The organism is Xylanibacter muris, assembly GCF_013166605.1.
Taxonomy (GTDB): Bacteria; Bacteroidota; Bacteroidia; order Bacteroidales; family Bacteroidaceae; genus Prevotella; species Prevotella muris.
Genome location: NZ_JABKKF010000003.1, coordinates 260,337 through 273,575, shown reverse-complemented (window position 1 = coordinate 273,575; position 13,239 = coordinate 260,337). Strand labels below are relative to the sequence as shown.

At 44.3% G+C, this 13,239-nt stretch carries 11 protein-coding genes; 5 read left to right on the top strand and 6 right to left on the bottom strand.

Going from position 1 to position 13,239, the window contains the following annotated elements; genetic code table 11:
- Positions 1 to 20: 20 nt before the first annotated feature.
- A complete protein-coding gene (locus HPS56_RS05175) occupies positions 21 to 1,247 on the bottom strand; it encodes a saccharopine dehydrogenase family protein (protein WP_172274957.1) in 1,227 nt (408 codons plus the stop codon).
- Between the two features lie 37 nt (positions 1,248 to 1,284).
- Positions 1,285 to 1,884: a DUF6621 family protein gene (locus HPS56_RS05170; protein WP_172274952.1), complete on the bottom strand. Its 600-nt coding sequence runs from the start codon at positions 1,882 to 1,884 to the stop codon at positions 1,285 to 1,287.
- 252 nt (positions 1,885 to 2,136) lie between these two features.
- On the opposite strand from HPS56_RS05170, the gene rhaD reads away from it, so the two are divergent.
- Positions 2,137 to 2,946 (top strand): rhamnulose-1-phosphate aldolase, encoded by an 810-nt coding sequence (gene rhaD / locus HPS56_RS05165; protein WP_172274949.1) that lies wholly within the window; start codon positions 2,137 to 2,139, stop codon positions 2,944 to 2,946.
- 1,033 nt (positions 2,947 to 3,979) lie between these two features.
- Here the strand turns inward: rhaD and rsgA are convergent.
- The 4 genes from rsgA to HPS56_RS05145 all read right to left on the bottom strand — a co-directional run bounded on the left by rsgA (position 3,980) and on the right by HPS56_RS05145 (position 7,470).
- Positions 3,980 to 4,912: a ribosome small subunit-dependent GTPase A gene (gene rsgA / locus HPS56_RS05160; RefSeq protein WP_172274946.1), complete on the bottom strand. Its 933-nt coding sequence runs from the start codon at positions 4,910 to 4,912 to the stop codon at positions 3,980 to 3,982.
- Positions 4,913 to 4,958: 46 nt separating this feature from the next.
- On the bottom strand, positions 4,959 to 5,519 hold the full coding sequence (gene frr, locus HPS56_RS05155) for a ribosome recycling factor (protein ID WP_172274942.1): 561 nt from the start codon (positions 5,517 to 5,519) through the stop codon (positions 4,959 to 4,961).
- A 110-nt stretch (positions 5,520 to 5,629) separates the two neighbouring features.
- Positions 5,630 to 6,964: a hypothetical protein gene (locus tag HPS56_RS05150; RefSeq protein WP_172274937.1), complete on the bottom strand. Its 1,335-nt coding sequence runs from the start codon at positions 6,962 to 6,964 to the stop codon at positions 5,630 to 5,632.
- Entirely contained in the window at positions 6,961 to 7,470 is a 510-nt protein-coding gene (locus HPS56_RS05145) for an RNA polymerase sigma factor (RefSeq protein WP_172274934.1), read from the bottom strand. Before HPS56_RS05145 ends, HPS56_RS05150 begins: the two co-directional genes overlap by 4 nt.
- 385 nt (positions 7,471 to 7,855) lie before the next feature.
- Here HPS56_RS05145 and cysK point away from each other — a divergent pair, with 385 nt between their 5' ends.
- The 4 genes from cysK (at position 7,856) to HPS56_RS05125 (ending at position 13,225) form a co-directional block, all read left to right on the top strand.
- Complete coding sequence (gene cysK, locus HPS56_RS05140) at positions 7,856 to 8,800, top strand: cysteine synthase A (protein ID WP_172274929.1); 945 nt, start codon at positions 7,856 to 7,858, stop codon at positions 8,798 to 8,800.
- Positions 8,801 to 9,539: 739 nt separating this feature from the next.
- A complete protein-coding gene (locus HPS56_RS05135) occupies positions 9,540 to 10,310 on the top strand; it encodes a UpxY family transcription antiterminator (RefSeq protein WP_172274925.1) in 771 nt (256 codons plus the stop codon).
- A gap of 84 nt (positions 10,311 to 10,394) precedes the next feature.
- The gene (locus tag HPS56_RS05130; RefSeq protein WP_172274921.1) at positions 10,395 to 12,653 is read left to right on the top strand and encodes an AAA family ATPase; all 2,259 of its coding nucleotides are present in this window, start codon (positions 10,395 to 10,397) and stop codon (positions 12,651 to 12,653) included.
- A 116-nt stretch (positions 12,654 to 12,769) separates the two neighbouring features.
- Positions 12,770 to 13,225, top strand: coding sequence for a hypothetical protein (locus HPS56_RS05125; protein WP_172274917.1), 456 nt, complete (start codon positions 12,770 to 12,772; stop codon positions 13,223 to 13,225).
- The last annotated feature ends 14 nt before the right edge of the window (positions 13,226 to 13,239 follow it).

Below are 13,239 nucleotides of genomic sequence, written 5' to 3'. Positions count from 1 at the left end.
TGTCTCCTTTAAATGACGGATCAGAGTTCAAGATCTTCTCCGAACACCTCATTCCATGGCAATCCCTGTTTATTGAGCTGCTCCATGAAAGGATCCGGATCGAATTCCTCAACATTCCACACACCGGGCTTACGCCATAGTCCCTTGAAAAACATCATGGCTCCTATCATTGCCGGAACACCGGTCGTATAGCTGACCCCCTGCATGCCGGTTTCCTTATACGCATCCTGATGCCTGCAATTATTATATATATAATATGTAAGCTCTTTACCGTCTTTTATTCCCCGTATACGGCATCCGATGCTGGTCTCCCCGTCATAATTCTCGCCCAAGTCTTGCGGATTGGGCAAGACGGCCTTAAGGAACTGTAAAGGAACGATTTTCACTTTTGCAGTTTTTCCCGAACCGTCGGCCAGCGGCGCCTCATATTCCATCTCGTCAATACGGCTCATTCCTATATTTTGTATGACGTCAAGATAAGTAAGGTATTGCTGTCCGAATGTCATCCAGAAACGTGCCTGCTTGATTGTAGGATAATTCTTTACCAGACTTTCAAGTTCCTCATGATGCATCAGATAGCTTTCACGCGGACCTATATTCGGATATGTCAGAGGCTTGTGTATTTCCAGCGGCTCTGTCTCTATCCATTCCCCGTCTTTGTAGTAAAGCCCTTTCTGGGTTATCTCCCGTATGTTGATTTCCGGATTGAAGTTCGTGGCGAAAGCCTTATGATGGTTTCCCGCATTACAGTCAACGATGTCAAGATAATGTATCTCGTCAAAATGATGTTTGGCGGCATAAGCCGTATATATACCGCTCACTCCAGGGTCGAACCCGCATCCGAGGATTGCTGTCAGACCGGCTTTCTCAAATTTGTCCTTGTATGCCCATTGCCATGAATATTCGAAATGAGCCTCATCCTTAGGTTCATAATTTGCCGTATCAAGATAATTGCATCCGCATTCCAGACATGCATCCATTATTGTCAGGTCCTGATACGGTAAGGCAAGATTGACAACCAGTTCGGGCTTGTAGTCGTTAAACAGAGCCTTGAGCTGTTCCACATCGTCAGCATCTACCTGAGCTGTCTTTATATTTGGATTCCCTATGGCTTTTACAATCTCGTCACATTTCTCCTTACGGCGGCTGGCAATCATAAACTCAGTGAACACATCCGCATTCTGAGCAATTTTGAACGCAGCGACAGTGGCGACACCGCCTGCGCCAATCATAAGTACTCTTCCCATTTTCTTTTTATTCTGTTTTTATTAATTTATAATCCGGTTATTTCTCTTTTATCTCATCACTGCTTATTCCGAGTGCGCTCATTAGCGAATACCCAAGAATTTCCTGATTGAAATTACCGCCCGGCATTGGCTGCATGGCAAACACCGTGACCCGCTTGGTGTCATCCCTCATATTCCTCATGCAGCTGCGTATCCGGCTGTGTATGTCTCCCTCCCCAGGTACCGCCATTATGCGTTTTACCTCATCGCGTGAACACACGTTTTGCAGAATGTCGAGAAACATGTCGTCGGCAGTCGTGATATCCTCTACCGGCAATGCGGTTATGGTAAATTCTCCGAGATTGTCCTTGAAAGCTTTTCCGTTAAGTTCCTGCATGTAGTTTCCCGGAGTGAAATATTCAAGCCGTTTGCTCTCCTTGCCGTATATTATGATCACATGTGTGTTGTTATCTCCTTCACGCACCCCTCCGTCAAGCGCGATACAGTCTATCCATCTTGCAATGTCGGCGTTATGTATACGCCGGCCTATCATCCTTTCAAAATTAACAATAAGGTTAAATGCCACCTTATCTATATAATCACCGTCTGCGACGATTATATTTTCGCTCCAGACTGCATTTTCTAATTCATTGTTCATAATGCAAAGATAATGCAAAAGGCAGACAAACACAAATAAAACAAGGTTAATTTTTTTGTACTAAAAATAAATAATACTACTTTTGCCGTCAAGCCTGTACAAAGGACAACGAAGAAAAACAGCAGTCTCACATTACTTGATATAAATCAATGCAAGTATCAAAACTTTCGGTCTTAAAATCAAATAACTTTGGTTATATCAAAATTTTAGGCATACCTTTGCAACACGAATTTAATACAAACCTAATTCAAAATGAAAAGTATTCTTATTGGCAGGCCTCAATTGGAAAAAGAGGTCAACAAGATTGCTGAAGTTGCCGGATATCTGTGGCAGAACGGATGGGCTGAGCGCAACGGCGGCAATATCACAGTAAACATAACTGAGTTTGTCGATGACGAGATAAGAAACATGGCTCCTATCAGTGACGTAAAGCAGATCGGAGTTACTTTGCCGGCACTGAAGGGATGTTATTTCTATTGTAAGGGAACAGGAAAGCGCATGCGCGATTTGGCACGCCGGCCCATGGAGAACGGCAGTGTAATCCGTATTCTCGATGATTGTGCAAGCTACGTCATAATAGCAGACAATGCTGTCATGCCTACAAGCGAACTTCCTTCACACCTGACTGTGCATGCCCATCTGATTGAAAGCGGCTCTGCATATAAGGCTACTGTCCACACTCATCCTATTGAGTTGGTTGCAATGAGCCACAACAGGGATTTCCTTGGCAAGGATGTGCTCACAAATATCCTGTGGAGCATGATTCCCGAGACAAAGGCTTTCTGCCCGTTAGGTCTTGGCGTTGTTCCTTATGAGCTTCCCGGTTCAAACATGCTTGCTGACGCCACTCTGAAAGAACTGGAAGACTATGATGTTGTACTTTGGGAGAAACATGGAGTTTTCGCAAAAGGACTTGACGTAATGGATGCCTTTGACCAGATAGACGTATTGTCAAAAAGTGCAAAGATATATATCAATTCAAGATGCATGGGATACGAGCCTGAAGGCATGAGCAAGGAACAGATGGCAGAAATGACCAAGGCTTTTAACTTGCCGAGATAGTATATTATCATAGAAAACAACTACTGACTACATATATAATCATTATTACTTACTATTTATAGTAGAAAATAAAATCCCGTGGCTGTGAAGTTACGGGTTTTTTAATGCTTCCATATCCCACGTCTTTTCACTCCTCTTTGTTTATTGAGTTCAAGGCATTCTTTTACATCGCAAAACGATGTTCATACTCATCGTATGACAGTCTTAAAACTCATATATTCGCATGAAGAACCCACGTCGCCCTCTATATATGTAATAAAAATTCACAAGCCGATTTCACTTCGTTTTCCGAACCTCTTATCAAACATATAATAAGCTGACACACAACATGTTAGCAACCAACAAAAAGTATGCCAAAAATGAATGGCCTGTTCATGCATGATGAATAGGCTATTCACGGTCGATGAACATGCCATTCATTGAGCATGAATAGGCCATTCATCATAAGAGGATTTTATATATACCGAAAATGTAAATAGATTTCAAAATCCCACATAAATCATGGCTTTTTTGATAAATTAACAATGTTTGAATCGCAATTTCCAAATATTGGCAGAATGTACATGGCCCAATAGAAAATCAGTGGGGATTATCTTCATTATGTCTCCAAGGGACAAGGCATATACCTAATATACCGTATATATATGGTTGCTTTCCGCATACTCGTGTATAATAAATCCGGGGTGTAGTCGTCCACCGTTTGACACATGCCGAAGGCATGTCCCTACCTGTGACAGGGTCCTGCATACCCACATGATGCTTCTACACTCCCTTCCTTTTTCTCCCTTTCGGGGAGTCGGAGGGGCTCCTTCCGCTTTGCGATGTGTATGGTGTGTATAAGAAATAGAAGTGTGTGGTCGTTTGCCGCCTGACAAGTGCCAAAGGCACGACCCTTCAGCCTTTTTCCGTTGGTTGCTAACATAGAAAGCATTGTGGATGAGCGTTTTCGTATGCCTATTGTCAGTTTGTCTTAGCGAAAACGTCGGTAAACATAAACATTTCCGTTCCGAAAACATTCATGCCTTTAATCTTTTCAGAAGGCCTCTCTATACTTTCCTTCCTCCTTATCGTTAAGCATGCTTAAGTATGACTTATATCTGCTTTCTGATATATAATGCTCTTTTACAGCCTCAACAACGGCACACCCCGGTTCGTGAGTATGCGTGCAGTTGTTGAATCTGCAGTCCTTTGAGAAATGAAAGATTTCCTTGAAATATCCGGTTAATTCCTCAGGTTCCATGTCAAAAGTTCCAAAACCTTTTATTCCCGGGGTGTCAATTATGTATCCTCCACATGACAATGGAAGCATCTCGCTGAATGTCGTAGTATGCATTCCGGTGTTGTGCGCGTCGCTTATTTCCGAGGTACGCAGGTTTGCCTCGGGTATTATCCTGTTTATAAGCGTTGACTTTCCCACTCCGCTATTTCCACTCAACACCGTTGTCTTTCCTTTCAACAACGGCATCAGCATATCTGTCCCTACATTCCTTTCAGCGGATATGGCCACACATCTGTATCCGATAGTCTCATAAAGCGTGATCAGCATATCCTGATAGTGCCTGTCTTCATCGGAAAGTATGTCATTCTTGTTGAACACCAAGACCACAGGCACGCCGTAGGCCTCAGCCGAAGCAAGAAAACGATCGATAAACGTTGTTGATGTTTGTGGATGATTGACCGTCACGACAAGCATCGCCTGGTCCACGTTTGCGGCTATTATATGGCTTTGTTTGGAAAGATTCGGAGATTTCCTGATAATATAGTTCCGCCTTTCCTCAATTGAGGAAATGAAAGCGGTGCCTTCTTGGTTGGTAATTATTTCCACCCGGTCACCCACAGCTACCGGATTGGTGCTGCGGATGCCTTTCAGGCGGAAGTTTCCTTTTATCTTGCTGTCTATTATCCGGCCGTCATCGGTTTTCACGGTATACCAACTGCCGGTGTTCTTTATTACTAAGCCTTTCAAAGTTATGTCGGATAAAATCTATTCTGATGTCTTCTCCGTAAAAGCCTTATACGGTCATTATTTCCTTTTCCTTTGCGGCAAGAAGCTCATCCACCCTCTTTATCATCTTGTCGTGAATCTTCTGAAGATCGTTTTCCGCATCTTTCTCGTTGTCTTCGGAAAGACCGTCCTTGATCGCCTTCTTCAGCTTGTCCTTCACTTCCGCGCGTACGGTCCTTATCTGAACCTTAGTGGCTTCTCCTATCTTGTTGCATTGTTTGGCAAGTTCCTTACGTCTTTCCTCTGTCGGCTGCGGTATTCCGAGACGTATAATCTCACCGTTGTTTTCCGGAGTGATGCCTACCTCCGAGTCCATGATAGCCTTCTCTATGGCCTTTATCTGTTTTTTATCCCACGGACGTATGGCGATGCTCCGTGCATCCGGAGTGCTGATGTTCGCAACCTGATTCAACGGAACCATTGAGCCATAAGAGTCTACGCGTATTCCGTCAAGTATGGCCACGTTGGCACGACCGGCACGCACACGTGACAACTGCTCATCAAGATACATTACACCCATTTCCATTTTTTCCTCGGCAGAGGACAATGTTTCTTTAACGTCTATCATAATGTTCTGTCTTTATATTTTCATTCTAAGTTACAAATTTAACGCTTATAATTTATTCTTGCAAATATTTGATTATATTTTTCATCAATATGACGTTTTTGCACCATGAATCATATTCCCCCGTCGAGCACCCATAATCCAAGCCTGTTATCATTGCGCAAGGCAAGGCGAAGTATAGAGTGTCCCTTATCGGGCGACCGCAACTCAACCACTACATATACCCCGGAATATCCGTCGGAACGGAAAGTGTCTCTAACGGCAACGAACTTATAACCAGAATATTGGGCAAACAGGGTAGCTGTATCATACGCAGCAAGAGCCTCCCTTGCATCTGTTGCGTCTCCGGCCGTGATAGCGGTAATTATTCTTTTGGCCGCACCTGCGGCTGTCTCATCATTCAATACGGCGGAACGACTGTCCGGTCCAGATTCTGCAAATTGACGCATATCGGTCCAAGTATGGCTTTCAAGTGGTATGTCTGTGGCCTCCGGCAACACGGCGGCGGCTCCGTATTTCATGTCGCGGCTGTAGAGAACAAGCTGGCGGCGACCGTCAGTCACGACCCAGAAACGCAGGCCGAGCAGACGGCCGGTAGCGGTATCGAAACAGTATTCGCGGATATTATTGAGATAGTCTTGCGAATGGCTGCTGCCGAGCAGAGGATGGGGACTGTATTTAGGGCCGGACATAACTGTAAGCGTCACTGTGGAGTCGGTGCGGCTGGTAGTGTATGAATCTCCCGAGTGTTGTGCCGCGCACATTTTCTCATAGCTCATCAGCTGCGCCACATCGGCTATCACCGAGAAATAGTCGATGACATCATCCGCAACCGGCTGTATGAAAGCCTTGTCCTTACCTGTCCACCACTGATATTGTGCTTCTCCGTCGCACACCACATAATGGCGGCCGCCTTTGCTTAGGCTCCACGTCCGGCGGCCGGCGGCAGTGCCGGCACAAAGGCGGTGTTCGACAAACGGTACTGAGACATCGATATAGTTGAAATTCTCATCGGGTAATGTGCGTACCATCAGAGTGGTCGAGAATTTAAGATTATGCCCCATAGCCTCAACGGCACGGTCAAAAAGCTCTGTAGCTGTAGACGCACGGGCTTCCGTGGCAGAAATGTGGTAGAGACCTATTCCGACTACCACGACTACTACTGCAGCCACGGCAGACAGCCATCTGCGGAAGACGGATCGACGTGAAGGAGCCTCTGCTTCCACCTGTACCTTACACTTATTTTCCACAGTTGCTTCACGCCGAACCCCTCCCATGTTTTTACATGGCGTAAGCATGGCCACAACATTCTCAAACTCCCGATAGTATTCACGGCAATCACCGCAAGAGGCGATATGCTCCAACAAAGCCTTGTCCGGCTCACTTTCATTGTTTTCCGGAACATCAAACAGTTCCTCTATTCTTTTCTTAAACTCATCACATTTCATAGTCTCTTTGTTTTTTGGGGTGAATCATAAATCATCTTTCTTATTTTCTCTATGCCGTACCTGAAACGCGACTTCACCGATGATTCGGGGATGTTTAGAATCCCAGCAATTTCACCAAAACTCTTGCCGCCTATGGTACGTAGTGATATCACTTCGGCCTGTTCGGACGGAATAACATCCATCAGACGTGTTATACGGTGATATTCAACAGTAAAATCATCGTCAGTCTGCTCATCATCCGGCACATCGGCTGTTATCTGCACAAATGCGGGTTCCACATGCCGCTGGCGGTAAGTGAAACAGGCATTGAGCAGGCTACGGTATAAATAACTCCTGACATCGGCTATCGACACCATTTTTGACCGTGTCCACATCTTCATCAGTACATCCTGTACAATATCATTCGCATCATCGGCATTACCCGTACGATAGCATGCCAGCCTATAAAGGCTGTCACGTTCTCCGGCAATTACGGTCTCTAACGCTTTTTTATTATTTCGTTTCATATAAAATACGGCTTTTTACAAATAGAGACTTGTAAGAATGGAAAAAGATTTAAAAACAAATATATTTATGCTCATATTGGAACATTACGAAAGAGATTTCCCTTATTCTAATTAATACAAAATTAAAAATAAATACCGAGCAGTCAAACGTTTATCTGTGTTTTTTCCAACCAAGCGAGAACATATTACAGCTGCTTGAACGGGTTGAGACTAAAATAACATCCCGGCATGTTTTATTAACACCTTCCGACGAAACCGGATAATAATTAATGTATATATAATATAATGACATTTATGATTAACAATCATTATCGTACAACAAATGCCGTTTCTATTGAAATTTCGTATTTTTGCACCAATAAAAGAATCAGAATACAGTTTTAATATGGCAAATACAGTAAATACAATTACAGAACTTGTGGGTAATACGCCACTGCTCCGCTTGAATAAGTTTTCAGAAATAAAAGGCACAGGTCCTATTATTGCGAAGATAGAGTTTTTCAATCCCGGCGGCAGTGTAAAAGACCGCATTGCCCTGGCAATGATTGAAGATGCCGAGCAGAAAGGGCATTTGGCTCCGGGTGCAACAATAATTGAGCCTACCAGCGGCAATACCGGTGTCGGTCTTGCCCTTGTGGCGGCGGTCAAGGGCTATAAGCTCATCCTGACCATGCCTGACACCATGAGCATGGAACGGCGGAAGATTGTTGAGGCATACGGTGCTGAAGTGCGTCTGACCCCCGGTGCCGATGGTATGACAGGTGCCATACACGAGGCAGAGAGGTTGTGCGAATCCATTAAAGGAGCCGTGATACTCCAACAGTTTGACAACAAGGCCAATCCGCGCATGCACGTTCTTACCACCGGACCGGAGATATGGAAGGATACAGACGGGGCCGTTGACATTTTCGTAGCCGGTGTAGGCACAGGCGGTACAATATCTGGAGTTGGAGAATATCTGAAAAACAAAAAACCGGAGGTGCGAATCGTGGCAGTGGAGCCTTCTGATTCTCCCGTTCTTAACGGTGGAGCAGGCGGTCCGCACAAAATACAGGGCATTGGCGCAGGATTCGTCCCAAATACATACAATCCGTCTGTAGTGGATGAGGTTCTTGACATTTCGAATGACGATGCCATACGCACGGCCAGAGAGCTTGCCGCACAGGAAGGACTGCTTGTCGGTATATCGTCAGGAGCCGCTGTTTTCGGTGCATTGCAGCTGGCTCTGCGTCCGGAGAATAAAGACAAGTGTATCGTTGCCCTGTTGCCCGACACCGGTGAGCGTTATCTGTCGACGGTATTATATGACTTTAAGAACTATCCGCTTTGATGCGGACTCCTTTTACAAGAAGTATAAAGCGTTTTTACATGGTTGCGCAGGCGGCTTCATAAAACAATGAAGCCGCCTGTGCTGTTTTCCCTTCCTTTTCAATAAAATACAGCCTTTATAGTTTATCATAAAGCAACTGCATCTGTCGAAATATTACCGGTCGCGATACCATATCAGAATCCATATCATACATCATTATTTTCCATAAAAAAGACCGTAATACAATAATTTTTACGGTCAAATAGCGTTGATTTTAAGATTTCATTCGAAAATATCTTCAATTATTTTCATTTGTTTGTATTTTCTTTGTATCTTTGTATCGGACTTTATAAAATCTTAATTCATAGTTGTCGAAAGCATAAAAATTCTTTCATGGCAACAGGTGAGACAGCTCACGCCGTGCCGAGTATGGTGAAATCGGAAGATGTATCTATGCAAGGAGGGCATTGGGTGGGAATTTAGTCCATACATATTGAAGGCGTTTACTCGACGCTGTGTTTGAGACCCATCGAATCTAGCAAATTCAAAGGTATTATTGTCTTAAACTAAGCAACGGTAGATGTCCCGGGTGTGATTATATCAAACCTGCGGAGACCTTGTAAGCACGGATTGTACCTTTTCAGGCGCAATATAATTGTTTATATAGGTCTCTTAACAGTGAAGATTATTCATATCGGCGTGGGCTCTGACGTTGTCTGTTCGACAATAATAGGCAATTGCTAGAGCCTCGATGGGTGGGATGGACAACAGGACGATTCCACGCTTTTCTATAGCCGTAGATTCTTTATATTACGGACACATAGCCGATATGAACGCATTGTCTGATGCGAACACCCGACGAGGCGGGAAAGAACCTCCCAACATTGGACTTACCTCCAATGTATCCCCCGAAGCCCACAGCTCACAAACAGGGGTGTCGGTAAGGTATGCCCATGACGAAACAAGACAATGGTTCGTTCTGCGCGCTTCTTACGGAAGAGCGGGAAAAGCGTGTGATATATTTGATAAAAAACGGATAGAGTATTATTTACCATTGCATCATGTGATTAAAATAGTAAATAATAAAAAGAAAAGAATACTTGAACCCTTACTGCCAAACTTCATATTTGTATATGCCAAGGAAGAAGATATCAGAACTTTTGTCGGCACAACGTGCGCAACCACACTCCTAAGCTTCTATTATAATCATTTCAAGGTAGACAGATTCGGAAAGAATCCCCCATTGACAATAGACTACAAAAGCATGATGAACTTTATAAAGGCAACAAGCACCGGCAATGATAATGTCCGTGTCGTAGAGCCGCAATCATGCCGTTATAAGAGCGGTGACAGGGTGAAGGTCATAGACGGAGAATTTGCCGGGGTCGAAGGCAAGGTCGCACGTGTCGCAGGACAGCAGCGTGTGATAATCGAGCTTGAAGGCCTGTGTTTGATAGCCACGGCATACATCCCCTCGGCGTTTTTAAAACCCTTAGACAACGACATACCTCCCTCTGAGGTTGTTCGTTAAGTCAAATGAGCGGTATCAAGCTTGCATGAACATTGCCATGGCGAGAAAAGGTGCATGAATTATGAACCATATTATAGAATTATTATGAGCAGCAGAATTATAGATTATTTTAACGGGGTGGATACGGATATAGTCCATATAGCCCAGTCGTTCGCCACAGACAATATGTCGCCTAAGATTGAACCGGTACATCTCTTTAGGGCATTGCTTCATAAAAGTTCCGGACTTGTCAACTTTATAGAAGACACGCTTGACGAAGACTATTATTATTTGGTTGACTGGTGTGACATTCATATCCGGCAATGTGAGAGATCGCCCTATCTGATGAAAAAAACAGAATTCTCACGAGACTGTCAATCTGTAATAAAAGAGGCGGAATCTTTTGAAAGACAATACAACACCACTTCTTACAAGACAGAATTCCTGCTGGCCGCGCTGGTCAGTCCTGGTGTAGGCTTTACATCCGAACAGTTGAGGACAATGCCGCTTACAAAAGACAAGATACTCTCTTGCATAACAGACGGCCCAAAACCTACGGCCCATAATAATGAATCTAAAAAAACGGTCTCATCCAGTGGAGAAGCCCCAAACGGATATTGTATCCCGCTGGCAAATAACGGCAACAACACGGATGTTATCGGAATGGACGGCAGTTTGCGCTCATTCATTGAAATTCTGGCAAGAAAAGACAGGGCCAATGTTCTTATTACAGGGGATACAGGAGTAGGCAAGACGTCTCTGATACGCGGATTGGTAAATCTCCTGACAGAAAACAGACTACCTGCCTCAATATGCAATATTGAACCATACGAGCTTGACCTTATTTCCTTAAGTCAGGGTGTCAGCTATAAAGGAGAAATGGAAGACCGGTTCAAATCAGTGGTTGACGGACTTACAGACAAGGAACATCCTGTCCTTGTTATTGAGAATTTCCACCGCATAGGAGAAGCCTCGTCGTCACTTAACGCCATAATGCCGAATATAAAAAAGATTCTATCCAACAATTCTCTTCAGTTCATCTGTACGGCTTCTGTCGACGGCTATACAAAGAACATCGAAAAGGACAGGGAACTTACAGCTTATTTCGAGAGAATATCACTCGAAGCTCCCTCTGAAGAGATTGCAGTGGAAATATTGGACAGCAAGAAAAACACATACGAACAATACCACAATATCACTTTAGGCACAGATGTAATACCGGAAGTGGTACGCCTTGCAAAAAGATACATGCCGGAACGCAACCTGCCTTCATCCGCAATAGACCTGTTGGACAGGACAATGGCGTCTGTCAAGATAGAAAACGAATTATCCGCACCGGAAGGAATGACGGGTAATGAAATACTGTTGCACAAAGATGAAATCCGTAATGTCGTATCCAAAATGACCGGTATTCCGATGGGAAACATACAGTCGGAAGAAAGGCAGAAACTGTCGAATGCCGAAGAGATTCTTCATAAAAGGGTTGTCGGACAAAACCATGCCATAAAAAGTATCCTTGACGCTGTTTTCGAATCCCGTTCAGGCCTGAACAAGAAAGGACAGCCTATAGGCTCGTTCTTTTTCCTTGGTCCCACGGGAACAGGAAAGACGGAATTGGCAAAAGCCTTGGCGGAATTCCTGTTCAACGACGATACTTCCATTCTCAGATTCGACATGTCCGAATATAAGGAAGAACATTCCGTCGCTCTGCTTTACGGTGCTCCTCCGGGATATGTCGGCTATGAAGAGGGAGGACTGTTGGTGAACCAGATCAGACAACACCCCTACTCTGTGGTTTTGTTCGATGAGATAGAAAAAGCCCACAGGTCGGTGTTTGATCTGTTCCTGCAGATACTTGACGAGGGAAAGCTTCACGACCGTCTTGGACGTGTCGGGGATTTCTCAAATGCGTTGATTATATTCACATCCAACATAGGGAGCGACTACATATTCAAGTCTTTCGGTGAAGGTCATGTGCCCACACACGACCAGATGCTGGAAGTGATGCAGGGACAGTTCCGTCCTGAATTTTTAGCCCGTCTCACGGAAATCGTGCCATTCTCTCCGATTACACCGGAAATGATAGACAGAATCTTTGACATTCACCTGCAGAACCTTCTGAAGATGCTGAAAGAGCAGAACATTTCCCTGACCATAGACGAATCTGCACGAAAATATATAACCAAGGTCGGATTCAATGCCCATTACGGAGCACGGCCTATCCTTGGAATCATAAGAAAAGAGATACGCCGCCCCTTGTCAAAGCTGATTATCTCAGGAGACATAAACAGCGGTGATTCCGTCACTATGAAATATAGCGATGAAACCAGGGAGATTGCATGGGACATAGAAACTCCGGATTAATATGACTGTATGCTATGGGGTTACTGAAACGGCTTAAAAGCTTATTCCATAGAGAATCAGGAAGCAATGAGCAAGAAGAATCAATTCATAACACAATAATTAGAAACAACAAAACAATGGCAAGAAAAACCGTAATTTCCAAAGTCGTAGAGGAAAATGCACAGGACGGTATCATTGAGTTTCCGCAAAACAGGACGCTCTATGCAGACCAGTTCACCGATGCGGCTCCCAACTCTGATGAAGACAGGGAAGGCTTTAAAGCCAAAAGCATGAAAGATGTATTTGAACACTTCCAGCCTGCAAAGGAAGGGATCACCCTGTCCACAGAAGATGGTGGAGCCGTTTATGAAGATTTCCAGTTTAAGCAAATCAAGGATTTTGAAGACGAGCAGCTTATCGCTCAAAGCGAATTGCTCAGCGGAAAGAAATCCAAGATTGACGCATACAACTCTGTTATCCGCCAATTGGAGAAAAACAAGACCCTTCGCAATGCACTTAAGAACGATGCGGCACGCGAAGACTTGAAAAATGCCGTAAAGGCTCTTCTCGCGGAACTGGAGGATGCCGAATAATAATGTATAAAAAA

Bases quoted from the DNA above. Each gene is read 5' to 3' on its own strand.
- HPS56_RS05175 (WP_172274957.1), bottom strand. From the start codon at position 1,247: ATGGGAAGAGTACTTATGATTGGCGCAGGCGGTGTCGCCACTGTCGCT.
- HPS56_RS05170 (WP_172274952.1), bottom strand. From the start codon at position 1,884: ATGAACAATGAATTAGAAAATGCAGTCTGGAGCGAAAATATAATCGTC.
- rhaD (WP_172274949.1), top strand. From the start codon at position 2,137: ATGAAAAGTATTCTTATTGGCAGGCCTCAATTGGAAAAAGAGGTCAAC.
- frr (WP_172274942.1), bottom strand. From the start codon at position 5,519: ATGATAGACGTTAAAGAAACATTGTCCTCTGCCGAGGAAAAAATGGAA.
- HPS56_RS05150 (WP_172274937.1), bottom strand. From the start codon at position 6,964: ATGAAATGTGATGAGTTTAAGAAAAGAATAGAGGAACTGTTTGATGTT.
- HPS56_RS05145 (WP_172274934.1), bottom strand. From the start codon at position 7,470: ATGAAACGAAATAATAAAAAAGCGTTAGAGACCGTAATTGCCGGAGAA.
- cysK (WP_172274929.1), top strand. From the start codon at position 7,856: ATGGCAAATACAGTAAATACAATTACAGAACTTGTGGGTAATACGCCA.
- HPS56_RS05135 (WP_172274925.1), top strand. From the start codon at position 9,540: ATGGACAACAGGACGATTCCACGCTTTTCTATAGCCGTAGATTCTTTA.
- HPS56_RS05130 (WP_172274921.1), top strand. From the start codon at position 10,395: ATGAGCAGCAGAATTATAGATTATTTTAACGGGGTGGATACGGATATA.
- HPS56_RS05125 (WP_172274917.1), top strand. From the start codon at position 12,770: ATGGCAAGAAAAACCGTAATTTCCAAAGTCGTAGAGGAAAATGCACAG.